Here is a 25,672-nt window from a genome sequence, read left to right on the forward strand (position 1 = left end):
ATTCTTAAGTTAACACTTATATATATCCAGATCCATTACAGCAAGTGCATTTAATATTTTGTCCAATAAAACCAGCTCCTTTACAATAAACACAAATAGGATGGAGTTTAGCATTATGTTCTCTACCTACAGTTATTCCTCCTTTTTGCTTATTTAAATAAAATTTAGCGTCAGATTTTTCTATAGCTTTTACCCCTTTAGAAATACGCATTTTTTCCATTTGCATAGCGCTTCTAGTAGCTTGCCCTCTATATATAGATTGAATTTTTGTAGCTGCTTTTGTCCGTGTTTGCTGTTCTTTATACCACTGTTCATTTAGCCCCGGAAATGTTGGGGTTAGGCATTCATCGTTATAATCACCCTCGTTATAAAAGTTACCTCGTCGTGTATTTATAAATCCTTGCTTTTGTTTTTTTTCATTATCCTCATTATAAAATTCCTCATTATAAAAGTTATCTCGTCTCGTATTTATAAATCCTTGCTTTTGTTTTTTTTCATTCTCTAAAATCTCCTCGGACGAAGGAAATTTATTACCGTAGAATATTGCATTCTGTTCAACTATAAGCCAATCAAGAGCTTCTTTATATGATTTAAATATCTTCCCAGTATTAACAAAATTATAGCCTAAGTCATTTAAATCATAGTATTTTGAAGTCTCTAGGTATGCTCTTATAATCTCAGCTGTACTTGAAGAACACTCTGAGAAATCCTTATAGTTCCAAAAACCTCCTCCGATTTTAAGTGAAATACAAGCTGTTTTTATATTTCCTAGCCTACAAAACTGTTCTTTTAATAACTCATCAGGAAAATCTTCATACTCAGCTCCTATTTTATTCTCATAATAACCAAAAAAATCATCACCCATCACTAATTTAATTATTTCGCTATTAGAAGAACTTCGTCTAGGAACATATGGTTTGACAAACGAACCAATCCCTGATTCCTCTAAACCTCTTATCGGAACCCAAGTATTAGTAAACCCAGCTTTAGCAGAATTTTTACCACTTGACAGATAAAAAATATACCCCTCTATAACACATATTTTTCTTTCCTTAAATGTTGCCAATAAAATATTCATTTTCCTTCCTATGTTAATTACTATTTTAAACCCCAGTCAGCAATCTAACGGATACTAAATCATCTATACAATCTGACCACCTATTAATTGTTATTATAAACTAACTCGATTAGTTACAAAATTTATCATCTCCATACCTATAGCCTCCATCCTACTAAAGTAAGAGTATACAAATATGAGAAATTCTTTATAGGTAGTAAATTTAACAAGAGATTGTTTTTTAAATAACAATGTGACGTGTGTGATACGTAAAAAAACATTATAAACAAAGAAAAAACACTATTCTTACTATCTTTTATAGCAATTTTATAATATCATCGTCTTTGTAAGGATAAAAGAAACATCATTAATTTGATTTTTCATGTGTGATTTTAGTTTTTGTTTGAACCTGAAATTATTATTACTTCGTCCATACAACTAGTCAGATTTAATATCTGGATATAATAAACCAATAAAAATTAAAGAGAATAAAATGAACAATAAATTACAAGGTACAGTTAAATTTTTTAATGAACAAAAAGGTTTTGGATTTATAACTCCTGAAAACGGAAGTAAAGACGTTTTTGTACATATTACTAAACTAAATGGCTCAACTCTTTCTGAGGGTCAACAAGTTGCTTTTGAAACACAAGAAGGTAGGAAGGGTCCTGAAGCTATAAATATTGAGGTGCTATAATGCCTAGTATTAGAGTAGATGAACGTAAGCCATTTGATATAAGTCTAAGAAACTTTAAACGTGCTTGTGAAAAAGCGGGTATAAAGCAAGAGCTACGCGACAGACAACACTACACCAAACCAACAGAGAAAAGAAAAATAGCTAAGCGCTTAGCTATTAAAAGAGCTAGAATCGCTACTAGAAAAGCTTTTAGTTATTAAATTATAGAAATCACCTCCACTACTTATATGTTTGGTAGTATAATCTAAAAATCAATCTCTTCATGCAAGCTAGAAGATGTTAGGTCTATAGCTACTCTAATCTTTTCAACTCATTGTAACCTGTTTTTTTTACCATGTTGTTTAATATGATTAATGTCCTCATTACCAAGAGCTGCTGCAAGCTAAAGTTAGAGCTCTAAGATTAGAAACACAAATCCCCTAAAAAGTTAGTAACATGGTTGATTTTACGATAAGCATTAATTTTATTGAGATCCGTCAAATGAGTCCAAGATGACAAAGTGTATTAGTTTTATATAAAGTTAGCTTAATTATACAATTTTTTGGACTGATAGGATTTTTGTGTAGTAATAATTCCTTATGATCACCCTTATCTTTATTATTCAAATCTTGTCATAAAAGGCCAGCCATAAACATCTCCTATAACCATCTTTAAATCAACAACCCTTTCCAACTAATTCCACCACTTAATATTTAAACCAAGACTTAATCTTCAAAGCTTTTTATTGAAAATAATTAAAAATTATAATTAATTACAAAACATGCTTGAACAAAAATGTAAATGAGTATAGAATTATATAATTATAAAGTTAGCTTTAATTTAGCTATCAGTTTAAGCAAACCAAAAGGAGTGTAATATAAATCATGTCAGTTAATGAAACTATACCTAAATCTCGTGTCAATATCACGTATGATATGGACGTTAGTGGTACAAAGCAGGCTAAAGAGTTGCCACTTAAGCAATTAGTTATTGGGGATTTTTCTCAAGGCTCTTCAAAAGAGAAATCTCTAGAGCTAGCAAATCGTAAAGTATATGAAATAGAAAGTAATAATCTAGATTCTGTTATGCAAGAAATGGGTATACAACTTGATATTAATGTTGAAAATCATGTCGAACCTGCTAGTGGTGTACTAAATGTAAAGATCCCTCTAAAGTCTATGAAATCTTTTAACCCAAACAGTATAGCTCAAAACATACCTGAACTTTCAAAATTACTGAAAGTAAAAGAACTTCTAAAAGAATATATTTCCCTAATTGATAACAACAGAAAATTTAGAAATCTAGTGAATAATTTATCAGCTAGCCCAGAATCCCTAGAAAGCTTAATACAACAGTTAAAGCTAGACGATAATAGTGGCTATCGTATAGAAAATTCTCCAGAAAACAAAGAGGTGTAAATATTATATGAGTGAAATAAAAGAGAAACTAGCATCTTGTAGTGATATTTTGCAAGCGGCAAATTTGGAGCCTAAAGAAAATTTTGAAATAGTCAATTACGGAAGCATTGATACTATTGAACCAACAAATTATGAAGGCAGAATGCTATCGGCATTAGCTTTTTTGCTATCTAATTCAAAAGACTCTATAAATAAGGTATCTGCTCAAGAGTTAATGGATAAAATAGATAACGTTATATGCTCTCAAGTCCAGGAAGTCTTACAAGATGATACTTTCAGAAAGTTAGAAGAAAGTTGGCGCAGTGTTTATGAATTAGCAAGTTCTATAGATAATAATAAAACTAAGTTAGCTATTCTAGATGTGGATAAAGAAGAATTAGCTGAAGATTTTGAAATGAACGCAGCTGATATATTAAGTAGTGATCTTTTCCAAAAAACATATGTTCACGAGTATGACCAATATGGTGGAGAGCCTTTTGGTTCTATAATAGGTCTTTACGAGTTCGATAAGACTCAAGAGGATATTGAATGGCTTATGACCATGGGTAAAATAGCTGAGGCTTCCCATGCTCCTTTTATAGCTGCAATCTCTCCTAATTTCTTTGGTGGTAAAGATTATAGCTCTCTTTCTGAAATAAAAGATATAGATAGTATGATGGCTCATCCACGCTTTGGCAGATGGAACGCTTTTAGAAAGACTAAGTCAGCAGGTTACATTGGCCTGACACTACCTAATTTTATGCTAAGAGCCCCATACCATCCGGATACAAACCCAGTGGGTAAAGGAGTCATCTCTAACTTTAAAGAAAGTGTAGATATTTCTAAACCTTATGAAAGCTGTCTATGGGGTAACGCAGCTGTTTTATTCGCTAAGAACTTATATAGATCATTTACAGTAACTGGGTGGTGCCAATCTATTTGTGGGCCTACTAGTGGTGGATTAGTAGAAGGTCTACCTATATATAACTATAACAGTCATGATGCTAATGCTTATGTTTTACCTACTAATTATTTGATTCCAGATCATAAAGAGTATGGTTTAGCTAAAGCAGGATTTATACCTTTGGTTTATGAGAAAAAGACTGCTAATGCTTGCTTTTTTAGTGCTCAATCACTTAAGTTGGCAGAAGAGTTTGAAAATGATAATGATTCAGAAAATAGCCAAATGGTAACCAAGTTACCTTATACATTCTCTATGTCAAAAATAGCACACTATGTTAAATGTATGACAAGGGATGTTATAGGGTCAGAAGCTGATGAAACCGTGGTTAGCAACGCTATAACATCATGGTTAAATCAGTATGTAACCACAGCACCAAACCCCAATTCTTTAACTAAATCTTACTACCCTTTTAAAAACGTGGGTGTAGGAGTAGAAAAGAATAGAGGTATGGCGGGTCACTACAAGTGTCATATTGAAATTTTACCACATATCAAATTTGAAGGTATGGACGTAACAATGAAAATAGATACGCGTTTAGACTCGTAAAAATGTAATTAACTAAATAAAACTTTAGAGGAAAAAAAATGAGACCTACAGAATGTGTAAAATACGATAGAAGAGGTTTAGAAATAGACCATTATTTTGGGTGTGCAGAAAGTGAGATGTTTATTAAAACTGAAGCCCCTTTACTATTGATTGAAAAAGGAGGACTTGAAGTAAAATCTGGCAGCGAAAAAGTAACTATAGAAAATATAGCAGGTGTATATGATAGAAAAAAAGATGATGGTACAACAACAGCTATTAGCGGTGCTATCTTAGGGTTTCATGCAAGGTCTAATCCTGGTGAAGTTTATGATTTTAAAATATGCTTATCATCAAAAACTAAGATTGAAAAAAAACAAGGTAATTCGGACTCTTTAATTGTTAAACTAAAGCCAGGAAAATTAAATAAAGAGCAAATAGCATTTAAAGATAAAGATAAAACTATATGGTTAAGTGTGTTTGAAGTAAAGACCGAACTTGAGATATCAGTACCAGCTGATGCCTATGAAGTTCATAGTGGCTCCCACCCTGGGTTACAAATTCTTCATATTCACCATGGACTTATAAAAGGTATCACTCAGATGAGTATCCCAGCAACAAATGAAAAAAACTCTCTTCAAGTTATAGAAATGGGTGATCCAACAGCAGGTAAATAACATGTCATTAATACACTGGCAAGTAGGTCAGTATTTATCACCTGAACATTTCTCTTGTCAACAAGATGGAGTGTTAGGTTTAAACACTGACATTTCTTTAAAACTTCTTAATTATAGTGATGGGTTGTTTGATATAGCTTTAGATATGGAACAATTCATTTATAATATCGTGGATTTAAAAAGCCTTATCCTGGTACTTCCTGAGTTTAAGCCGGTAGTACTAGGACATAACGCTAAAGTAGAAAAATATAATCTAATAAAAAAAAGTAACAATAATCACGTATCACTACATTTAAACATTAGCACAGAAAAAATTATTGAAAATGTAAAAGTTAATGGTACCAATATTAAATTAGAACATTTAAGCATCTATTTTTCAGAATCATTCGATAACGAGGCTAAATTTTCGTTTAAAATAATGGACCTGGAGTTTGCTGAGGATACACATAAGTGGGAAGTAAAACCAGGTTTTTTCCCTAGGCTTATAGCTTTACCATACATGTACAGTAAAGAGATATTAACCCGTATGAGCGTTTGTATTAATGAAATTAATTCTTTTATTAATATAGAGGTTTCCAAAACTAATAATTTTTGGCGCTATGCTCATTTATATCTAAAGCTTTCAGAGGTAGATAATTGGCTTAAGTCTAGTATTAATATAGAAGATCAACCCCCTATTTTATTTAAAGATATAATAAAACATATTCAAGGGTTATCTTCGATAGCATTTATTCTTAAAGGGCAAAACCCTAACTTGTTTATTCCTAACGGTTTAGATATTTATAATACACTTGAAGCTCTTAAAGAATTAGAATTTCAAATAAGGAAACTTAATCTAATAGAGCATAAAATTTGTCCTCTTGAATATAGAGAAGGTATATATAGAAGTAAAATTTTGCCAGCTAACTTCTTTGAATCTAATAATAAATATATAGTCATTGAAAGTAGCCAAAATCTAGATTCCTTAGACCTCTCTCTAATGAAAGTTTTCGCGCCTTCTGAAATTAGAGATATTGTTATAAACTCTATAAACGGTGTTGAAGTAGATAGTGTTGAAGACAACATTTCACAAAAAATATTCCCTGAAGCAAAGAAAACTTTACTTATAAAGCCTTATGGAGATAGGTGGAATGCAATACTCCATGACAAGTTAATATGCATAAAAAGCTTTCAAGAAAAAAATAATACTTTTGATAGGGTATATATAGCGTATGATTAGAAAAGAATTAACTATAAACATATTAAACTTATTATCAAAAGCCAGTGAGGCTGAAGAAGTAGCCTATATTGCTCTACCAGATGAGTTTGAACAAGCATATATTTGTATCAATGAAGAGGACTATTTAGCTGCGCAAGATATATGTATAAATATCATAAATAAAGGCTGTATAGATGCAAAGGTAATTTGTTATCTAGTTTTTTGTATGTGGTTTAATAGTCAAGATGTTAATGAATACAGTTTAATCTTAGAAGAACTGTACCAAATTTATTTATTTTTAACAGAACTCATCGACCAAAAAAAAATAAAACCGAGATATTGTAAGTCTGCTACAAAATGGCTATATAACATGTTGTGCATGCATGCAGATTTTCTAAAATCTAAAGAAACTTTTTTACCCGAAGATAAAGCGTCTATAATAGCTGCAATAAAAGTATTTATTGATCAGACTAGTAAATTAGAGTTAGATGAGGAAGAACATTTTGCCTTATTGAATAAGTTTATGCAAAAGTGGCAGGAAATAAAAACAAAACAACTAAATGATGATCTTAATGATATAGACATCTCTAGTAACCAAAATCAACAACGCGATGTTCAAGTCAAACCAACTTTAACTACTGATCAATTAGTAAATTTGACAAACTCAGATGTTCAAAATGAACTTCAAGGTAGCTATGAATGGAATAAGCTTTTAAATGAAATTAAACAATTTGATAATTTCATTATTAACAATAATTTCCTTCCTGCTGCTATATTACAGAAAAAAATACAGTCTAAAATAGAAAAATTTGATCCTTTGGTATACTTCCCTAACTTCTTTAATTCTTATTTAAATTCTAAATTAAAAGGTTTTGAAAAAATTGTAGAAACATCCACTCTACAAAACCATTACCTTTGGAGTTTATTAGATAATCTATATGAGGTAGATAGAATAAGTTTCTCTAATTTAGACTTCGAGCAATATATAAATATTATGATGAAAGAAAATACTACTAGTAGTTATCCAGAGGATGAACACGATAGGTTAGATAATGCTGAACACCGCTACAATCGTGGTATGAGCCAGCATGATGATGATGATTTTAATAACGATGATTTTTAACTTTTAAAGGCATATATGAGTACAGCAATACCTAAATATTTAGAAGCCTCTATATTCAGTCTACAAGATGATAGATCTATAGATAATGATAGCGAGAAAAAGATAATTGCTTCAGATATAAAATCTTTTGATATCAGTTTTGACATGTATGGTTTTCGTGGTGAAATAACGTTCCAGTTACCATATAACAGAAGTAAAGAACCTTTATGGGATAAGCTTATAGAGGAAGATTTTTTTGCTATTAAGCTTAAATATTATCAGGAAATAATAAAAGATAATAAATACGAAATAGATGAAAAATTCCAATGGCAAATACTGGGTTATATTGACACCTCAAAACGTGGTCACTGTCAACTAGTTGAAAAATTCGAAGCAAATTCAAGTTATTTAGAAATCTCTGTAAAATTCACAGATTCTATCAAAGCTTTTCTTAATAACCATTATATACAAAAAATTTTTTTTCAAAAAAGCTATCAGCAAATTTTTAAAGATACATTAAAAGATTTTTCTAAGATTTTTGAACTAAAACTTGAAGGCCAACTGCCACCTGAAATAAAAGAAAACAGGCCATGGTTAGCAGTAAATTGTGATAAAAGTTGTCAATGGTCATTTTATAAATATATGATGAACACTTTCCAATATTATCATTTACAGCCGTATTATGTTTATAACAATGAGGACAACGAAGAATACAAGGTTAAAAGCCTAGATGAGTTTAAACAAGATTTTGATAATAAAGATGCTTACGAGATAGATAGATTTTATATTGATAATATCTATTTTAATAAAAATTCTAGCAATCTAGCTTGTTACACTATCAATAATTCTTTTTGGGATAAAAATAACCAATCTACAAATTCGAAAGAGTTAAAATTAGAAAAAACAAAAGATTCTCCAATAAAAGCTCAAGAAAGTTACCAGTATGGAAATGGAAAAGATTTTGATGCATTTGTCAAAAAATATGAGAAAAACATTGAGCTGGATTCAAAAAATGGGAAGTCGTATGAACTTTATTTCAAGTCTCATCTAGCAGAAATTAATTTTTTGCCCATGAACACCTTAAGTTTAAAAGATGGCAGTAAAGATGAAATCAAAGTTATAGATGAATATCAGTACCCTGATTACTTTATCACGATAACACATCTTAAATATGTTAATTTGCAGATAAAAAATAAAAACGTTTATATCGAAAATCATAATAAGAGTTTAGGTAAAGATGATAAAAACCTTCATAAAGATTACTTTCAGCTAAAAGGCGACTTTTCTATAAACGTAGAAGCACAAAATAAAAAAGATATCTCTAGATACTATCCCGTATTTAAAAAGGAAAATCCAGCAATAAAAAGTTACGGCGAAATTTTTGGTGCTGATGGCGATAAGAAATTAGATTATTTTTTAGGCGTAGAAAGTAAAGATGAAATTAAAGGAAGTAAGGTCAATGATTCTTTAGTAAAAAGTTTTGGTATGAATACAATGTCTCCATTAACGGTAACAAGCTTATATTATCTAGTATCTATACCTGAAAACCTAAGTCCAGGGACAAAAGAAAAACAACGCAAAATTTCTGTGCCGTTTTCTTTTAGTAACGGTTATGGATTTATGCCACTGAAAAATAAAACCCCTGTTAGACTTAACATATTCCAAGAACACTCAAATATAGAGAGTGTAGTTTGGATGCCTATGACAGAAAATAAAAACTTTGAAACCACCGATAAAGAAAGCAAAAATACTATATTTATGGGTATGGATGATAAAAGTTATACGAAAATGGAACATTTATCCTATGAAGAAAAAGATAAATCTAAATTTTCTATCGAATCAAAAAACAACAAAATCAAAACGAACCTAAATTTTGACGCTAAAAGTTTTAATATAACTGTTTCTAGCACAGAAAAAAATAAGTAAAGAGGATAATATGAAAGCGCTACTCTGTTTGATTACTCTAGCAATAATAATTATCGTTAGTTATAAATTAGTAAGAATTTGGTTAATGAAAGTATTTAAAAAATACACCCTAGGTAAATATAGAAAACTTATATTATATATATTTAAAGTGAATGAATTAACCGCTATATATTCAGAATTTCGAAGAACACTACCTATAAAGTATAGAGTATTTAGTTCTTTTAGGCTTAAAAAAAAGGTTATTGTAACTGAAGCTATAACCTCTGAGAGAGGGTTTGAACTCACCTTGATATCAAATAATATTGTACTATCAATGAACCCTGACCAGTTTTTAGGTAATAATCTTGATATAAAAAAGATTAAAGCATTTTTTAAGTTTTTTTCAAAAGGTGTGTTAAATAGTATCATATATGAAGTTAATTTATCTAAACATCTTAGTGATACTAGTATAAACGAGAAAAAAATTAATAATATTGTACGAGTATTAACTATTTTAGCTAATCTCTTTAGGAATAAAATTTCTTTACAAATAGCTCTAACATATAGTAAAAAAATTCCTGGTGCAGTAGCTTGGGATAAATTACAAAAAGGTCTTTCTAGCTTTCCATTTTGGCAAAAATTTTTACCGGATGAAGGATGGGCAGAATCGCTGCTAACTCAAGATCAGTTAAAGACTTTGGTAATGGATGAAGGATCTAATACCCAAGAAATTACAGAATTATACAAATTCTTAATGAGCTGTACAAAAGTTACTCCTTATTTACAAAAATTATACTCTGGTCTTGAGGAAAAAACAGCGCCTAAAATTAAAGGTTTTTATTTGATTGAACAAGAAAATATTAACAGGTTTGTAGAATCAAATAATAATCTTGATGAAATTTATATGACTTCTAAAATTATTAAGTATGGTGGGTTAACGGCTCTAAGTTTAGGGATAGCAATATCCTTACCTATGGCTTATCAGTTAGAGAAACAAGAGCTTAAAAACAAGATACAGTATGGTTTTGAAACTCGCAGTTTAAAATTGAATAAATTTACTTCTGATTTATATTTTCATATTCTCAATGAGAGTTTCTCTGTAGCTGCAAAACCGACCCTTTATTTCAGAAATCATCAAAAAGATTACGACGAAATTTTTGATAATAGTCTTTATGAGAATTTCTTTAAACAACAAGAGTATACAAAAGTTTCTGCTATCAATATGCTAGCATTAGCAAGTATTAAGGATTATAGAACATTATCTTTCTTAAGTAAGAATATTCCTATAAGTAGTAATTTTTGGGCAGACCTAACAGATCTTCCTTTGTCAGTTATAATATCTTCTAATATTTTAAACGAAAGATTCGGAGTAAAAACTGGCCAAGGTCTCTTATTAAGTGTTGACATGATTAATAGTAATAAAATAGCTTTAAATAAAGCTCAAATACTTGATGAAGCTGAAAAAAGTATAACTAATATTGCCCAGACCAATGATGCAGTTGTAAGTAAACTATATACAGATATATCAGAATTACTATTTTTAAATATTTTAGGTAGTAACTACGTGGTCAACGATTCTCTGGTAAAAAAAGATATTAGAAGTTTTGCAAAAACATTATTGCTAAATTCTAACCTTGTTTTAACTTCTCAACAGATAATAGCCTTGAGTAACAAGTTAGCTATCTTAAACTCGATGATACTGTTACAAGAGTTACATAATTCACAAGATCTATATACATTTAATTACATATTAAAAGAATTTGCGAACCAGACTAAATTTTTGGGTGAAGAAGATAAAGAATACTTGATAGAACAAATTTTAATAGCTATGGATAACTTAGGTACACTTGATATAGTGCCCTATAATGACCCTTCAAAGATGTATTCTAAAAGGTACTACTTAAACGTGATTCTTCCTTTTTATAACGATTACACAGATACAATACAACTTTACGAAGGTAACAAGTTTAAGGAAACTCTAGAAGCTTTTTTTGTTAGATCAAAAAGTGCATATGAGTTAAAGTATTTAGTTTACAACTTAAATCGTATAAGAGACCAACTGGATATAGCTTCTTCATCAAATAAGGAAAGTATAGATAAATTATATAGTTTAGCTAAAACACAGCTTTTAAACAATTTGCTTGAAGAAGTAAATAATAATTTATCCTTCTTTGCTAAGAATAATAAAACTATAAGCTCTTATATAATTAGTTTGAACGCCTTTGAAAAAACTTTAAATAAATATAAAGGGATCTTGGAACAAATGGGCGATATGTTATCTAAACTTTTCTCAGATCCTAAATCATATATAGAAAAACGTGATGAATTAGAAAAAGAAATTGACATAAAATTTGATAAATACATTTCTAGTCTTAATATAGATCCTAAAATATCTACGATAGTCAGGTTGCCGATTAAACAGCTTCGAGAGGTGGCTAATTCACTTATATCTTTATACATAAATGAATACTGGACGATACATATATCTCCTATATACAACCATGTTTACTCTAAATTTCCTTTCAATGTGAACTCAACTGACGAAGCAACGACAACATATCTGACAGAAGTATTAGCTAAAGGCGGCGCTTATGATGGAGAAACCCACTTATTGAAAACTCAGTTTGCATTAAATGAGGATATTATTAGCTATTTGTATCCAAGCAATAAAAACCAACTTTTAGCACTAGAAGAAATCAAAAATACATTATGGGATAAATCAGGTGTTATAAAACCTTTAAGCTTAACAGTTACCTCTGTTAATGGATTGGTCGTAAATAGTCTAGATATAAACCCAGCAAAACCTCTAGCTTATATTGGCTTATTTTCTTATGACAATGAAGATATCTATAATATGGGAATAAATAATATAAAGAAAACGTTTAAAATCAACTGGTGGGAAACAGGTGTATGTAGTATTGAGATAGTAGATACAAACAATAACATGTTAAATTTTAAAACAAACTCTGGGAGTTGGTCTTGTTTTAAACTACTAAAGCAAGCTTCAAACAATAATGATGTATTTACGTGGAAATTTAAAGAAGGAAATGTCAGCTTTTATATTCCTTTAAATAGTTTCATGTTTAATCAATAAAATAGGAACCAGTATTTTTGTAAAAAAGGAAATAGAAAAACATATGAATAATAATATTGAAGTTGATAAAGTTGCAAATAGTATATTAACAAAACTATCAGAATGGAAAGAGAATGCTAACGCAAACTTTGTTAAATATGCACACCAAATATATGCTTCTAAGATACAAAACAAATATAGTAGTTTACTAACACCCTGCCCTAAGGGGATCTTTCTTAAGATTACAGATATCGAATATAATAACGATTCTGAATATATTGACCTTTACCAAGAGCTTCAGGTTAATCGTCCCAACTGTCAGGGTTCTTTGTTTTCTATGTTAGATACTAGCTTGATGCCATTTGGTGTCCACCGGGTTCGAAAACTTTCTGATAACTCTATAAACCTAACTTTTAGTAATAATGATAAAACATTCACTTTAGCTAACCAGCGCTTAGTTTTTTGGATTCACTCAGATACTAGTAATATTAAGCGGAGCCTGCAAATATTTAATAATCTAAAGGAAAAAGCCAAGCTAACATACTACAGTGGTTCAGTTGAATCTTGCCTGGAAGTTAATTTAGAACTTGGTCACCCCTATAAACAAAAAGTGAACATGGCTATTAAAAATAATATCTATGATCCTAGGCTCCAATTTATAGTTAGTATTGATTTTAGCGCAATAAAAGAAATATCTTTTGAGAAATTAGACTTAGAACTAAAGTTTAATACACTAAGTATTCCTGAATATGAATTAACAAAATGTTTTCATACTAATTTAATTCCTATGATGAACCAAGCTGTAGTTAATATTGAACCTTTTAAGCTAGATGGTAATGATGATATATATTGGCTAAAAACTGACTCTGAGTTAAAGTATCAAGCTTGTGAGTTACGAGGTTTATACTCAAATAATTATTTAATAAACCCCAGTGCATATCGTATTGTGTATAACGATAACCAGATTGGAGTTGAGTTTAACCAGATAGAGGAATATTTTAACACTAATATAACAGGCTCAATGTATATCGATTATAACCTAGATGATTCTTTGTATGCAACAGACACAAATTTAAGATGGTACGGGCATAACATTAATCGCTATAAAATTAATGCTATTAGCTCTATTTACAATCATTCTACTAGCGTGGATGAAATAAAAATACGGGCTCTTATCTCATTACTGAGTATCTCCGAGCTAACTAAGTGGACGGTTGATATGTGGAAACACTTATTGGCATTTTTTGACAAATTTGCCTACATTAAAATAAACTACTTATTAAATAAAGTTGAAATAAAAGGAAAGGAAATAGTATTGAATTTTATAACTGATGACGCGGTTATACAAAAGTGGATAATATTTTATATACATCAGCTTAAGCTTTTTATTAGTCATAATGTACCATATTTAGATACTAAATTAGAGGTGGGCTTTTAGAATGGAAATAAAAGAGATACCACTTAGCTACCGTAGTTGTATAAAATTTTTGCAAGAAACTTATCCTGACTATCGCTTGGATTATAAGATAAATTGGGATATGGTTACTAGCAAATACATAATCTGTAAAGTAGAGTTGTTAGATAATGAAATAATAGTTTATATAAATGCGTCATTTTTTATCCACCAAACTACAGATATGTATGATTTATATAACAATATCGAATATATAGCTAGTCATGACAAGGAGTTTGAAAAAAAGCTTTGGACTATGTGGTTTGAATGTTTTAATTACTACATGTATCCGTGTTTAACAGATCTTAATAAGTATTATTTAGATTCATCACTATTTTTTTCTTCTCTAGATTATAAGAAAAACTTATTAAGCTTGATAGAACATCAAATTATTCAACTATTTCCTAAAATATTAGTATCTGTTGATATCAATTACGAAAAAGCAACCCTTAATAAGACTTCTTTACTAACCAAAGCAAGCATTATAGAAAATGTCCGCCTAGCTATGGATATAGAGCCTAATTTGTATGTTTGTGGAGTAATTACTTTTTATTTGAAAGACCAAGAGGATGACTATAAAAATGATATAAAGTTGTTAAAAGAGAAATTAATTGAAATGTCCCAATTTTCTGGATTAAAGTTTAATAATTTAATGTGCTTAATAGACTATGGACCATTACAATGTAGCATTAATAGTAAATTACAGAATTGCTATTTGGATGGTGGTAAATATTTGGAGAGAATAATATGATTTTTAAGAAAAAATGCCTACTATTGTTAACAATAATTTTGTTATGTTCGTGTGCAAAAGACATTACAGTGGAAATTGCAACAAATAAAAAAGTAAATAAAGGAGCTCCTTTTTTTGTTCTTATCAATAAAAACGATAATATTGCTGACTTCAAAAAAATTACTCCTGACAAGCTACAAAACCAAATTCTCGAAGATGCTTCTTTATATCTATCATATTTAGTAACACCAGGTGTTAAGAAAAATATTACACTTAAAGACCAAAGAGGTGACTTTAGTATATTTTTCATGCTACAAGATGCTGGTACCAAAGTAAATAATTGGAACTATTATATAAAAGATCCTATTGATAAATTTTATAAATTCACCCTAGACAATAATAAAATAACCTTAAATAAACAAAAGGAAGAAAATTATGTGGAAGACTTGTTTTTTTAACATTATTAATGCGGTTGATGATTTTGTGCCAGAAACACAAGGTACGTTTGATATATGTAGAAATACTATATTATCAAAAATCAACAAATTAGAATCAATATTCTTATCGGAAAATGATACTACTGATAATAGCTTTTGCCATTTAATAATTTTTGCTACTGTAGCTTATTGCGACGAATTATTAAGCTTGAAAGCTATTGAACATAACTTTAATTATAAACCAATGCAAGTTGAGTTATTTAATGTTGCTAATGCTGGTGATGTATTTTACGAATATGTTGATTCTATTTTGCAAAGAAAGAAAAATTTAGACTTTATATACCTAATTTACTATTTTTTATTAGAGCATGGATATAGAGGACGTTATGATCTTAATAACCCTAAAAGGTTAATGTATATTAGGCAGTTGGCTTTTTACATAAAACCAACAATAAAGGTAACAAAGTTTGCTTTTAATCAAGATACAAAAAAAAATCTGCTCTGGGCAAAAGTACCAAAGAATATTTTTGCGTTTTCTTCATTCATAGTGTTGATAGTAACTTTCTTTGTTACACAGTACATTTAATAACCCATATGAGGATGTAACCTATGTCAGATACTTTTAACCATACAATTGACGCAGATAAAGATAGAATTGAAATTTCTGGAGAAGCACACAGCCACACTCAAAAGATAACTTTGGATTTTAAGTCAAAGAAATTAACTTTAGAAAATAAAGAATTAAAGGTTTGTATCGATTCAGAAGAAGAATACATTACCCTCCATAATGGCGAATCTAGCATTAAAATAGAAAAAAATAAAATTATATGCAAGGCATCTACGTTTGAAATAGACTGTGATAGCTTTGCAATTAACTCGAAAAAAACCGAAATTAAAGCTAGTAAGAATGTTGATATAAAATCACCTAAAGTAAATACAGGCTAGTTTTCACCAACGTTACAAGTAATTTTTATTCTATAACAATTTAATACAGGATTATTTTATGTTTGACATTAATAAGTCTAAAGCTACTATAGCTAAACTTGAAGAAGTTTATAATAAGTTACCTTCAGAGGTTGCTAAAACTATTGATTTAAATAAAATACTGGAAAAAGAAAAAACTTTCGTTGAGTATGATAATTTTCTTAGCAAAATTCCAATGGATAACCTGGAGGATATCTACCAAAAATTATCTGACCAGAAACTTACTTTTTTAGATGATGAATATACTGATGGCTTAATGGGATCTATAGAGACAGATCTACACAAGTTACTAACGTTAGCAGATGAAAACTTAAACCGTTCTCCCAATATAGAGCTAAAAGGAATATTTAACGAGATAGATTTTCAACAAATATCCAAAGAAGAGTTATATAAAATTAATTATAAAGCTTTAGGTAGAGCCATCCAAGCTCATAGTGTCGATGTTGTAGCTCCTGGAATTGCCATATTACAAAATATAGTTAATAATTCAAACGCATTATTTAATATTACCGCACCTCACATTTTTCTAGACAACGAATTGTTTCAGCCGGCTACCTCATACAACATTGAAATTAATAAACTAGGCTCTTATTTAGCCAAAAACTCAGCTATCCCTGATGTAGAAAAAATAAAAAATAGTATACTTACTTCCTTACAGCATTTTGAACAGATAAAAAATAACCCTAATATACAAGGATATGCAGATAAAAATGTAGAAGCTTACTATACTATATCAAATTTTAAAAATAATTTTAAAGGTAACATTAATGACGAGGTTAATGTTGACAAAGTAAGTACTTTAATTAATACATTAAACTCCCAAGTTACAGATGTTAAGAATCTAAAAATAAATAATAGTTTATTACTTAACCAAACCAATAGCATCAATCCTGATTTATTACAAAATTCTCTTACATCTTTAACTAGTCTAAACAATATCAATCAAAAATTAGATTTTTTAAGTACTGCAAATTGCTGTTCTGATTTTGAAAAACCAGAATTCCAGCTTGAAATAGCAACTATTGATACAAGTTTTGAAGAATTTTCTTCAAGCTTAGATAACATAAATCAACTTTCTGAAATCAACCCATTAGGAGAAGAGTTAATCGATTTAAATAGTAAAGTTTCTGATTTGCAGCAACTACTCGATACTCAAAATCTACAGAATATTGATGTAAATGATATAGATATAAATGCTAATGTGTTAAATCAAATGGACGCCTTAAGTGAGGACATTCACAATTCTTTTTGTGACTTAGATTATCCAAATATGAATTTAGACTTAGGAGTGACACCAGCTCTACCATCGTTTCTAATTCCAGACATACAAGATTTATTACCAGAACTTCCTTATGATTTACCTGTTTTAGATCAACCAACCTTAGATTTACCATCTTTAGATTTGCCAGACTTACTTTTAGACTCAAAATTTAAATTAGCTTCACTACTTAATGATTTTGGTTCATGTCCTAACTTATCACCCAAACTTTCAGACTGGTTAAATCAATTGGATACGCCTATACCATCCATAGATAGCCAATTTGGTACAGCTAAGCTAGCTGTTAATTTACTCTCTCTTAATACAAGTGTTATGGATTTGTCATTAGCTTCACCTACATTAGATACGCCTACATTAGATATACCTACGTTAGATATACCTAACTTAATGGTTTCTTCAGTTGCTATGCCTGCGTGTGTGATTGGTTTACTTGGTAAAAATCGTAGTACTACTTCTGGGTCAAAAGAATTATACGTAGTTTCTGGTGCTAAAGTTAAATGTTCTTTTGGGTCTTCTGAAATGCCTTTGAATGTACTCCCTACAGGTGTTTTTATAGAAAAATTGGCTCCCACATTACCTATTAACTTTATTCCTTACCTTAATATCCCATCATTTGGTACATGCAAAAACCCTATGCACCCAGTTGTGATGGCAACAGGTATGCCACAGCCTTGTATACCTATTGTTTCACCTTGGTTACAGTTAGCTCAAAAATCTCAAGTTAAAGGTTTGCCTGTTGTTAGAGCTAATAGTTGTTCTTATTGTATTTATACAAGCATGACTGGTAAAGTAACAATAAGTAACCCAGGACAGAAGAAAACCGTTGCAGAATAAAAAAACCAATATAATAATAGTTACCAAATTTATTTGTTCTTACATAATGGCCAAAGTTTTAACCCTTCATGCCTAGAACTGTTGAAAACTAAAACTATTCAACAGTCACAGATTTAGCTAAGTTTCTAGGTTGGTCAACATCTGTACCCTTGATTATAGCTACATGATATGAAAGAAGCTGTAATGGTATAGTAAACACGATCGGAGCACTAAATTCACTACCTGCATCTAGCTCTAACACTATACTATTATTAAAGCTAACTTTATCTTTTATTGCTTTGTCAACGAAAAGAACAAGCTTGCCTCCTCTAGCATGAACTTCTTGGAGGTTAGATAAAGTTTTATCCAATAACTCATCATTAGGCACTACTGCCACAATTGGCATATTTTTATCCACTAAAGCTAAAGGACCATGCTTTAACTCTCCTGATGGGTAAGCTTCCGCATGTATATAAGATATTTCTTTTAGTTTAAGTGCTCCTTCTATAGCTATTGGAAAATACAATCCTCTACCTAAAAATATCGTATGTTCCTTATCAGAAAAATACTTACTTATTCCATCAATTTCAGCATCTAGCTTAAGGGCTCCTAAAGCTAAAGCTCTAATGTTTTTTAACTCTTGTGTATAACGCGATAGTTCGGTATCTGAAAGTTTTCCTTTTAGTTTTGCCATAACTAATGTAAATAAAGCTAAAGCCACCAGTTGTGTAGTAAAAGCTTTTGTAGATGCTACACCAATTTCCACTCCTGCTTTAGTCATAAAAACAACATCTGACTCACGCACAAGAGAGCTATTTGGCACATTACATATACACATACTCCCTATGTAATTTTGTTTTTTACTTTTTCTTAGTGACTCTAAAGTGTCAGCTGTCTCCCCAGATTGAGAAATACTCACAAACAAAGATCCATCTACTACAACATTATCTCGATATCTAAGCTCACTAGCAATCTCTACACTACATGGAATTTTAGCGTATTTCTCTATCCAATATTTTGCTGTTAAACCAGCATTGTAACTGGTACCACAAGCAACTATACAGATATGCTGTGTTTTCTCAAACAGCTCTTGTGTCTGTTTATTGAAATGTTCTAAATAAATTTCACCATCCTCACTAAGACTTGATGTAATCGTATTTGATATTGCCTCTGGCTGCTCATATATTTCTTTAAGCATATAATGCTTATAACCATCCTTTGAGGTACTCATAGAAGAGTAATTATACTCTTCTACTTCAAGGTTTTTAGGCGCCCCTTGACTATCAAACACCTCTATATTATCCTGGGAAATTATCGCAATATCGCCCTCATCAAGGTAAGAAAATTTATTTGTAACTGGAAGCAATGACAAAGCATCTGATGAAATAAAATTCTCCTCAATCCCAACACCTATAACCAATGGAGACCCTGAACGAACTGCTACAATTTTATCAAAGAATTTCTGTGAGATTATAGCTAGAGCATAAGCCCCTTTTAACATTGAAACAGTATGTTTTATGTTTTCTATTATCGTCTTATCATCACTCCACTCTCTATCTAGTAAGTGTGCTACCACTTCTGTATCAGTATCTGATTTAAAGGCGTAACCTTCAGCAATTAGAGACTTTTTCAATTCTGAGAAATTCTCTATTACACCATTATGAACTATACAAAAATTATTTGATGCGTGAGGATGAGAGTTAGCTTTAGATGGCTTACCATGAGTCGCCCATCGAGTATGAGCAATACCTATATTACCCTTAAAGTCATCTAATGCATGAACAGATTTTTCAAGCTCTACAACTTTACCGACTTCTTTACACACTTCTATTTTATCACTTATTACAGCAAGCCCTGCTGAGTCATAACCACGATATTCTAGCTTTTTAAGCCCTTCAATCAAAATATTTGTTACATTTCTCGTTGAGTTTGCTCCGACTATCCCACACATAAATTAATATACCTTATGATTTCTTATTTGTCTTACTTAGTAACTTTTTTAACAGGCCTTTCCCATGTATCTATATGACGCTGTCTAGCTCGTGAAATAGCTAAATTATCAGCAGGTACATCTTTAGCTATCGTTGATCCTGCCCCTATTGTAGCTCCTTGACCAATATTGACAGGTGCTATAAGTTGTGAATCTGAACCTACGAAAACATAATCCCCTATTATTGTTTTATGTTTATTTGCTCCATCATAGTTACAAGTAATTACCCCTGCACCAATATTGCAATTTTGCCCTATCTCACTATCTCCAAGATACGTAAGATGTGAAGCTTTTGACCCCTTACCAAGAGTGACTTTTTTAGCCTCAACAAAATTACCAATAACTGCTTCTTCTTTAATATCACACTCAGGACGCACTCGTGCAAAAGGTCCAACTATAGCACCATTTCTAACAATAGAACCATCTATCATGCTATTTGCCTTTATCTTAACATTATCTTCAATAGTACAATTTTTAAGTATGCAGTTTGCACCAATAACAACATTATTGCCTAATTTTACATTTCCTTTAATTATTACATTTATATCTATCCAACAGTCTTTACCAACTTCTAGATTACCTCTAACATCAAATCTATTTGGGTCAGCAATACTCACACCTTGTGCCATAATTTTTTCTGCTACATTTCTCTGCCATACTCTTTCTAAATTTGCTAATTGGGCTCTATCGTTGACACCTAAGATTTCGAACTCTTCTATCGGATGAGTTACATTTATAGAAACTGAGTCATTTTTTGCAAACGTAACTATATCTGTTAAATAATATTCTCCTTGGACATTATTTGCTTGTAGCTTAGGTAACCATTTTTGCAATAAGTTTTTATGAACACAGTATATGCCTGTATTAATCTCTTTTATTTGACGCTGGACATCATTAGCATCTTTTTCTTCGACTATACCAGTTACAGCTCCAAATTTATCCCTTACTATACGTCCCAACCCAGAGGGATTATCAACAAATGCTGTCAAAACTCCTAAATCATGATTATGGGTAGTACTTACTAAGTTATCTAAAACCTCAGTTGAAATAAGTGGTACATCCCCGTAAAGTATAAGTACTTTTTGCTCCTGCAGATACGGCAAGGCTTGTAACACGGCATGACCTGTACCTAACTGCTCAGCCTGATGTACAAAAGTAATGTTTCTATTGGAAAGTGTTTGCTCAAGTTGCTCTTTTAGATGTCCATTTACTACTACAATATTAGTAGGATTTAATTTCTCCACTGACTCAATAACATGTTTTATCAATGGTTTAGAAGCTAAAGTCTGTAAAACTTTAGGTTTATTTGAATTCATTCTAGATCCTTTGCCTGCTGCTAAGATCACTACTGATAAGCTCATAAAAATCTCCTTATAATACTTTGCCACATTGTTCTAACAAAATAGTGATTATCTGGTAATGATCATCAAACATTTTATCATACATGTTTTCTACTATAGACTTTATATCAATCCATTTTGCACCTTTAGCATCATCTGCTGGCGCTATATTTGGTAGACTATTATAACCATCTAATACAAATAAACCAACGTGTGTAATAGTTTGTCCTCTTATAGAACGTGATGGATAATCAAAAACAAAATTGCCTCTATTAGCTAAAGCCAGCTGTTCTGTAGATATATCTATATTTGTCTCTTCATATAGCTCTCTAACTATTGCTTGTGCGATAAATTCCCCATGATCCAAGAATCCACCTGGCAATGCCCATAAATTTTTACCTGGAGCTTGCTTTCTTTGAATAAGTAAAACATGATTATTTACCACAACTAAAGCATCTACAGTTACAAATATTGGTTTATGTGGTGCAAATGCCCACTTAGTTTTATAGTCTACTACTAGCTGATTCTCTTCTTTTAAAAGATGGTACTGATCGGTAAGCATAAATTCCTGTAGCATTTTGTAGGTACCAGCTGTTGGATCTTCACAACACATGTATTCTGCTAAGATGGTGCCTTTATAATACTGCTTTCTAAAAGTTGTTGCATTGAACTTCTTATAATTATCAACGGATAAATAGTCCCACTCACTGAAGCTTTTTAGATAGTAACTTGATGCATCCTTTTCATGTCCTACTACTACTATGCTATCATTAAATTCGGTATGTTTATTTACATTAGCACGTAAATCATCTTCCCATTTTTGCTCTTGGTAGTAATAATCAGCCAAAGGTTCTATCTCTACCAAACTTAGATCTATACCTAAAATATCTAAATCAGCTTCTATCATCTGCTTTCTTTGCTCAAAAGAAAACGGGTTTTTTATATTAGAAGCGCAATAAGAACTTCCTATGTTTATAATTATTCTTTTACTAAGAGTTAAAGCCTTTAGAATATTATGCAAATGCCCCTTGTGAAAAGGTTGAAAACGCCCTATAAACACTGATACATCATACATTTTTTTGCCTATGTGCTTAAAACTTGTGGTGTAACATCGCTATTATATACCTGACTACCAGACGGTGCTGTTATATTAGTGTAGTTATCTTGGGTTTCAATATTACTATCTGTATCTTGTTGTTTACTTTTTTGAATAGTTCTATCATACGATCCAAAACCTATAGAGCTTATTGCTCCTGCCAAACCACCTAAACCAGACTTACTATTAGATGTGTCTGATAAACTTGAAGGCTTTAATGAACTTGAAGTAACACTAGCTTGGGCAGCTTTTGCTAAATTGATATTATCCTGACTTTTTAGTACTTGTCCGTCCAAGGCTTTACGAATTTGATTTAATAATCCAACTTCCTGATCTATATAGTTATCTGCCAAAGTTTTACCATCAGCATTAAATACCGCCGGTACAGTTACTAGACTTGATAAATCATCTATTTTGCGTATTTTTATAACAAAAACTAAATTTTTTGTATTATCTTTAACTGTTATGATATGTCCAGTTAATACCTTATCTTCTAACAATAAAATTTCATAACGGTCTGAATAGTTTTTAAAATAGCTTTCTAACAAATTAATAGTTACTAGCAACGGTTCACGAAATACTAGCTTAAGCGCTCCTTTATCATCATAAACCACACTTATAGATATTTTAGATATTTGATCAGCTACTATCTTATTCATATCAAATTTATCATTGTAATTTGGGGGCAGCATTCCTTTTTCTGCTTCTTCTACTTGAGACTTGGCAAAAGTATTATCACCATCTGGTAAGGTAAACTTAGGATCTATTAGTTCACCGTTTAAGCCAGTGGGTATTTTTAAAGATGGGTTTTCAACTACTTCTGCTCGGGCGTAATCAAGCTTTCTATTTCTAAATGGAGAACCTTCAACAGTATCTGATAAACTTTCGTAAGAAAAATCGTTCTCAACCTGATTCATCGAGCAAGCTTGTAGTAAAGTAACAAAACTTACCAAAACTACTATTTTGGCTATTTTTTTCATTGTTTAACACTAATTAACTTAACAAAATTTGTTAGCTAAATATTATAACACAGTGCTATACTTAAATATAATAAAAAGCTTAGGATATAGACAACATAGGAAGGTTATGCAAGATTTTTTATTTATATTTATACAGTATATTCTACCTCATGGTTTTGTATCACGCCTGGTAAGCAAATTAGCTAACTCAAAAAACAAGTTTATAAAAAATTTCCTAATAAATGCTGCTGTTAAAAAATTTAAGATAAACTTAGCGGAAGCAAAATACTCTGAAATTAGCAAATATAATTCTTTTAATGACTTTTTTACCAGAGAATTGGCAGATGGCTTTAGACCACTAGAAGATGATCCTAAAGTAATCAGCTCCCCGGCTGAGGGTGTACTAAGCCAGTTTGGACAAATAGATAATAGAACACTCATACAAGCTAAAGGAAAATTATTTTCTCTTGATAAGCTAATCGCAAATAGTTCTAAAACTCACTTTACTAAATTTGCAACTATATATTTATCGCCTCGTGACTATCATCGTGTGCATATGCCTATTGATGGAAAACTCACTAAAATGGTTTATATACCTGGCAAATTATTTTCGGTTAATAAACTTACTACTGAGAAAGTAGATAATATTTTCGCTAAAAATGAAAGATTAATTTGCTACTTTGATACAAAAATTGGAGAAGTTGCTGTAATATTTGTTGGGGCATTATTAGTCGCTGGAATTGAAACTATTTGGCATGGTAAGATAGCTCCTAATTACTACAGTGAAATACAAACTTGGTTTTATAACGATAGCAAATATAATCTTGAGTTTAAAAAGGGAGATATCCTAGGATGGTTTAATTTTGGTTCAACCATCATACTATTATTGCCAAACGATAATATGACCTTCACACTTAAAAACAACAATACCCCTATTCATGTTAATCAAAACTTAGCCTTTATTACTGAATAAAGTTTTACGTTAACCCAACAACGGCTAAAGATATTTGAATTACTTACTCTTTTTGACCTACATTCATTAATATAAGCTTCTTCATTTTGGTTTTCTCTGAACTGATTCTCTTGAGTTCTAAACCTAGCAGGCAATTTAATACCAAACCTTTTTGCCCATTTTCTAATAGTTACATGTTTAAATCCAAGTACTTTTTCAGCATCTTGGTAACTAAGTCCTTGTCTTTGACATTTTAATAACACCTCTTCAGCTGAACAATTAAACCTATCCTGAATTATTAGTTCAAAATTACCTGTGTATTGATTTGCCATAAATAAGTCCCCCTTAAACTTAGGTTTTATTACTGTTACAACCCATTATAAATATCGATATTATAGAGTAGTATAGTGTGAGCCCTCACTTTGATATTACAAGCTATCAAGAAATGGCTACAACTTTTTATACAGCAAATTTTAGAGTTTAATTTTAAGGGAAAAATTATTTAACTTTCAAGTTAACAAAAATTATGCCACAGCTGACCAGATTGGTTTATCCTAACTTATAAGTAGCTTTATATGTCTGTAAACCTAAACTGCAGCCCAAGCCTTTAAATTACAAAGGTTTTTTACCTATATTAGTCAAGCTAAGATACTTTACGTTAATAAAAAACAAATTGTTATTTAGGTTATTTTTAAACGGCAAAATTAAATAGATAATTTTTAGGTAATAAAAAGTTTTAGCACGTTTTTGAAATAATTGGAAAGAGTAATTAAAAAATTTTATTTAGGTGAACTCTAGCCAATAGGAATAAGTCCAGCTAAGTAAGTTTTTTGTATACAGTCATTTTTATCTAGGTATTTTGCACCATTTGAATCAGTTTTAGTTGGACATTGATTACTTGTTACACATGAGGTTAAGACTATAGAACATAAAATAATTATTGCGATTTTTTTCATAAATACTCTCCTCTACTTAGCTGTTTGTTGCTCAGTAGGTTTGTTATCAGTAGGTAACGGCTGGTATGTTGATACACATGAAGCTAATATGCTAGATATTAGAACGATTAAT

At 30.7% G+C, this 25,672-nt stretch carries 23 protein-coding genes; 16 read left to right on the top strand and 7 right to left on the bottom strand.

Features of this window, described 5'->3' with window-relative positions:
- Positions 1–16 precede the first annotated feature (16 nt).
- Entirely contained in the window at positions 17–1,078 is a 1,062-nt protein-coding gene (locus E4K63_RS06055) for an IQ calmodulin-binding motif-containing protein (protein ID WP_133941080.1), read from the bottom strand.
- Positions 1,079–1,550: 472 nt separating this feature from the next.
- Between E4K63_RS06055 and E4K63_RS06060 the strand changes: the two genes are divergently transcribed.
- The 15 genes from E4K63_RS06060 to E4K63_RS06130 all read left to right on the top strand — a co-directional run bounded on the left by E4K63_RS06060 (position 1,551) and on the right by E4K63_RS06130 (position 18,288).
- On the top strand, positions 1,551–1,754 hold the full coding sequence (locus E4K63_RS06060) for a cold-shock protein (protein WP_039125473.1): 204 nt from the start codon (positions 1,551–1,553) through the stop codon (positions 1,752–1,754).
- Complete coding sequence (gene rpsU / locus E4K63_RS06065) at positions 1,754–1,954, top strand: 30S ribosomal protein S21 (protein WP_133941082.1); 201 nt, start codon at positions 1,754–1,756, stop codon at positions 1,952–1,954. Before E4K63_RS06060 ends, rpsU begins: the two co-directional genes overlap by 1 nt.
- 663 nt (positions 1,955–2,617) lie before the next feature.
- Complete coding sequence (tssB, locus tag E4K63_RS06070; RefSeq protein ID WP_133941084.1) at positions 2,618–3,151, top strand: type VI secretion system contractile sheath small subunit; 534 nt, start codon at positions 2,618–2,620, stop codon at positions 3,149–3,151.
- A 7-nt stretch (positions 3,152–3,158) separates the two neighbouring features.
- Complete coding sequence (gene tssC / locus E4K63_RS06075) at positions 3,159–4,640, top strand: type VI secretion system contractile sheath large subunit (RefSeq protein ID WP_133941085.1); 1,482 nt, start codon at positions 3,159–3,161, stop codon at positions 4,638–4,640.
- A gap of 38 nt (positions 4,641–4,678) precedes the next feature.
- Positions 4,679–5,293 (top strand): hypothetical protein, encoded by a 615-nt coding sequence (locus tag E4K63_RS06080; protein ID WP_133941087.1) that lies wholly within the window; start codon positions 4,679–4,681, stop codon positions 5,291–5,293.
- A gap of 1 nt (position 5,294) precedes the next feature.
- Positions 5,295–6,512, top strand: a complete 1,218-nt coding sequence (gene tssK / locus E4K63_RS06085) for a type VI secretion system baseplate subunit TssK (protein WP_133941089.1) — start codon at positions 5,295–5,297, stop codon at positions 6,510–6,512.
- Positions 6,505–7,614 (top strand): type VI secretion system protein IglI family protein, encoded by a 1,110-nt coding sequence (locus E4K63_RS06090; protein WP_133941091.1) that lies wholly within the window; start codon positions 6,505–6,507, stop codon positions 7,612–7,614. Before tssK ends, E4K63_RS06090 begins: the two co-directional genes overlap by 8 nt.
- Positions 7,615–7,629: 15 nt before the next feature.
- Positions 7,630–9,519: a hypothetical protein gene (locus E4K63_RS06095; RefSeq protein WP_133941093.1), complete on the top strand. Its 1,890-nt coding sequence runs from the start codon at positions 7,630–7,632 to the stop codon at positions 9,517–9,519.
- Between the two features lie 10 nt (positions 9,520–9,529).
- Positions 9,530–12,592: a hypothetical protein gene (locus E4K63_RS06100; RefSeq protein ID WP_133941095.1), complete on the top strand. Its 3,063-nt coding sequence runs from the start codon at positions 9,530–9,532 to the stop codon at positions 12,590–12,592.
- 43 nt (positions 12,593–12,635) lie between these two features.
- The gene (gene iglH / locus E4K63_RS06105) at positions 12,636–14,009 is read left to right on the top strand and encodes a type VI secretion system baseplate subunit TssF/IglH (RefSeq protein WP_133941097.1); all 1,374 of its coding nucleotides are present in this window, start codon (positions 12,636–12,638) and stop codon (positions 14,007–14,009) included.
- A gap of 1 nt (position 14,010) precedes the next feature.
- On the top strand, positions 14,011–14,775 hold the full coding sequence (locus E4K63_RS06110) for a hypothetical protein (protein ID WP_133941099.1): 765 nt from the start codon (positions 14,011–14,013) through the stop codon (positions 14,773–14,775).
- Positions 14,772–15,212, top strand: coding sequence for a type VI secretion system lipoprotein IglE (gene iglE / locus E4K63_RS06115; protein WP_133941101.1), 441 nt, complete (start codon positions 14,772–14,774; stop codon positions 15,210–15,212). The genes E4K63_RS06110 and iglE overlap by 4 nt, the downstream gene beginning before the upstream one ends.
- Positions 15,190–15,777: a DotU family type IV/VI secretion system protein gene (locus E4K63_RS06120; protein ID WP_133941103.1), complete on the top strand. Its 588-nt coding sequence runs from the start codon at positions 15,190–15,192 to the stop codon at positions 15,775–15,777. The genes iglE and E4K63_RS06120 overlap by 23 nt, the downstream gene beginning before the upstream one ends.
- 23 nt (positions 15,778–15,800) lie before the next feature.
- Positions 15,801–16,136 carry a hypothetical protein gene (locus tag E4K63_RS06125; RefSeq protein ID WP_133941105.1) on the top strand — a complete coding sequence of 112 codons (336 nt, stop codon included), beginning with the start codon at positions 15,801–15,803 and terminating at the stop codon, positions 16,134–16,136.
- A 58-nt stretch (positions 16,137–16,194) separates the two neighbouring features.
- Entirely contained in the window at positions 16,195–18,288 is a 2,094-nt protein-coding gene (locus tag E4K63_RS06130; RefSeq protein WP_133941107.1) for a DUF4280 domain-containing protein, read from the top strand.
- 94 nt (positions 18,289–18,382) lie between these two features.
- Here the strand turns inward: E4K63_RS06130 and glmS are convergent, their stop codons facing one another.
- The 4 genes from glmS to E4K63_RS06150 are packed head-to-tail and all read right to left on the bottom strand — an operon-like array spanning position 18,383 to position 23,673.
- The gene (glmS, locus tag E4K63_RS06135; RefSeq protein ID WP_133941109.1) at positions 18,383–20,218 is read right to left on the bottom strand and encodes a glutamine--fructose-6-phosphate transaminase (isomerizing); all 1,836 of its coding nucleotides are present in this window, start codon (positions 20,216–20,218) and stop codon (positions 18,383–18,385) included.
- 32 nt (positions 20,219–20,250) lie between these two features.
- Entirely contained in the window at positions 20,251–21,618 is a 1,368-nt protein-coding gene (gene glmU, locus E4K63_RS06140; protein WP_133941111.1) for a bifunctional UDP-N-acetylglucosamine diphosphorylase/glucosamine-1-phosphate N-acetyltransferase GlmU, read from the bottom strand.
- 10 nt (positions 21,619–21,628) lie between these two features.
- Entirely contained in the window at positions 21,629–22,672 is a 1,044-nt protein-coding gene (locus E4K63_RS06145; protein ID WP_133941113.1) for a bifunctional nicotinamide-nucleotide adenylyltransferase/Nudix hydroxylase, read from the bottom strand.
- 8 nt (positions 22,673–22,680) lie between these two features.
- Complete coding sequence (locus E4K63_RS06150; protein ID WP_133941115.1) at positions 22,681–23,673, bottom strand: hypothetical protein; 993 nt, start codon at positions 23,671–23,673, stop codon at positions 22,681–22,683.
- A gap of 106 nt (positions 23,674–23,779) precedes the next feature.
- Between E4K63_RS06150 and asd the strand changes: the two genes are divergently transcribed.
- The gene (gene asd / locus E4K63_RS06155; RefSeq protein WP_133941117.1) at positions 23,780–24,625 is read left to right on the top strand and encodes an archaetidylserine decarboxylase; all 846 of its coding nucleotides are present in this window, start codon (positions 23,780–23,782) and stop codon (positions 24,623–24,625) included.
- On the opposite strand, the gene fevR is transcribed toward asd, so the two are convergent.
- Positions 24,598–24,936, bottom strand: a complete 339-nt coding sequence (gene fevR, locus E4K63_RS06160; protein WP_133941119.1) for a transcriptional regulator FevR — start codon at positions 24,934–24,936, stop codon at positions 24,598–24,600. The genes asd and fevR overlap by 28 nt on opposite strands.
- Before the next feature lie 462 nt (positions 24,937–25,398).
- Positions 25,399–25,560, bottom strand: a complete 162-nt coding sequence (locus E4K63_RS06165; protein ID WP_166666884.1) for a hypothetical protein — start codon at positions 25,558–25,560, stop codon at positions 25,399–25,401.
- Positions 25,561–25,672 lie beyond the last annotated feature (112 nt).

This window comes from Allofrancisella inopinata, from assembly GCF_012222965.1.
GTDB lineage: Bacteria > Pseudomonadota > Gammaproteobacteria > Francisellales > Francisellaceae > Francisella > Francisella inopinata.

Excerpts from the sequence above, each read along its gene's own strand:
- E4K63_RS06055 (WP_133941080.1), bottom strand. The coding sequence starts at position 1,078 with ATGAATATTTTATTGGCAACATTTAAGGAAAGAAAAATATGTGTTATA.
- E4K63_RS06060 (WP_039125473.1), top strand. The coding sequence starts at position 1,551 with ATGAACAATAAATTACAAGGTACAGTTAAATTTTTTAATGAACAAAAA.
- rpsU (WP_133941082.1), top strand. The coding sequence starts at position 1,754 with ATGCCTAGTATTAGAGTAGATGAACGTAAGCCATTTGATATAAGTCTA.
- tssB (WP_133941084.1), top strand. The coding sequence starts at position 2,618 with ATGTCAGTTAATGAAACTATACCTAAATCTCGTGTCAATATCACGTAT.
- tssC (WP_133941085.1), top strand. The coding sequence starts at position 3,159 with ATGAGTGAAATAAAAGAGAAACTAGCATCTTGTAGTGATATTTTGCAA.
- E4K63_RS06080 (WP_133941087.1), top strand. The coding sequence starts at position 4,679 with ATGAGACCTACAGAATGTGTAAAATACGATAGAAGAGGTTTAGAAATA.
- tssK (WP_133941089.1), top strand. The coding sequence starts at position 5,295 with ATGTCATTAATACACTGGCAAGTAGGTCAGTATTTATCACCTGAACAT.
- E4K63_RS06090 (WP_133941091.1), top strand. The coding sequence starts at position 6,505 with ATGATTAGAAAAGAATTAACTATAAACATATTAAACTTATTATCAAAA.
- E4K63_RS06095 (WP_133941093.1), top strand. The coding sequence starts at position 7,630 with ATGAGTACAGCAATACCTAAATATTTAGAAGCCTCTATATTCAGTCTA.
- E4K63_RS06100 (WP_133941095.1), top strand. The coding sequence starts at position 9,530 with ATGAAAGCGCTACTCTGTTTGATTACTCTAGCAATAATAATTATCGTT.
- iglH (WP_133941097.1), top strand. The coding sequence starts at position 12,636 with ATGAATAATAATATTGAAGTTGATAAAGTTGCAAATAGTATATTAACA.
- E4K63_RS06110 (WP_133941099.1), top strand. The coding sequence starts at position 14,011 with ATGGAAATAAAAGAGATACCACTTAGCTACCGTAGTTGTATAAAATTT.
- iglE (WP_133941101.1), top strand. The coding sequence starts at position 14,772 with ATGATTTTTAAGAAAAAATGCCTACTATTGTTAACAATAATTTTGTTA.
- E4K63_RS06120 (WP_133941103.1), top strand. The coding sequence starts at position 15,190 with ATGTGGAAGACTTGTTTTTTTAACATTATTAATGCGGTTGATGATTTT.
- E4K63_RS06125 (WP_133941105.1), top strand. The coding sequence starts at position 15,801 with ATGTCAGATACTTTTAACCATACAATTGACGCAGATAAAGATAGAATT.
- E4K63_RS06130 (WP_133941107.1), top strand. The coding sequence starts at position 16,195 with ATGTTTGACATTAATAAGTCTAAAGCTACTATAGCTAAACTTGAAGAA.
- glmS (WP_133941109.1), bottom strand. The coding sequence starts at position 20,218 with ATGTGTGGGATAGTCGGAGCAAACTCAACGAGAAATGTAACAAATATT.
- glmU (WP_133941111.1), bottom strand. The coding sequence starts at position 21,618 with ATGAGCTTATCAGTAGTGATCTTAGCAGCAGGCAAAGGATCTAGAATG.
- E4K63_RS06145 (WP_133941113.1), bottom strand. The coding sequence starts at position 22,672 with ATGTATGATGTATCAGTGTTTATAGGGCGTTTTCAACCTTTTCACAAG.
- E4K63_RS06150 (WP_133941115.1), bottom strand. The coding sequence starts at position 23,673 with ATGAAAAAAATAGCCAAAATAGTAGTTTTGGTAAGTTTTGTTACTTTA.
- asd (WP_133941117.1), top strand. The coding sequence starts at position 23,780 with ATGCAAGATTTTTTATTTATATTTATACAGTATATTCTACCTCATGGT.
- fevR (WP_133941119.1), bottom strand. The coding sequence starts at position 24,936 with ATGGCAAATCAATACACAGGTAATTTTGAACTAATAATTCAGGATAGG.
- E4K63_RS06165 (WP_166666884.1), bottom strand. The coding sequence starts at position 25,560 with ATGAAAAAAATCGCAATAATTATTTTATGTTCTATAGTCTTAACCTCA.